Raw genomic sequence first — 244 nt, 5'->3', positions numbered from 1 at the left:
GCATGTCCTCGACGAGGAACGGCACCACTTCCGTCAGCTCGACGGCCGCTTCCTCGCTGTTGGTGAAGCCCGTCACGCGCTTGCCGCGCACGACCGACTCGCGGGTTTTCGGGTCCTTCACGTGGCGCAGCACGCCCGGCGCATGGCACACGGCCGCGACCGGCTTGCCGGCCGCCAGCGCGCGCTCGATCAGGCCGATCGAATGCAGGTCCTCGGCGAGATCCCATAGCGGGCCATGCCCGCC

General features: G+C 70.5%; 1 pseudogene. It reads right to left on the bottom strand.

The features are described from left to right. Window positions 1–244, bottom strand: a pseudogene (locus SB816_RS34225) (type 1 glutamine amidotransferase domain-containing protein); the annotation flags it as partial.

The sequence above is a fragment of the Achromobacter sp. SIMBA_011 genome (assembly GCF_046535435.1).
Lineage (GTDB): Bacteria > Pseudomonadota > Gammaproteobacteria > Burkholderiales > Burkholderiaceae_B > Achromobacter > Achromobacter dolens.
Note: the sequence above shows the minus strand (reverse complement) of the source record. Positions and strands in the feature narration are given on the sequence as shown.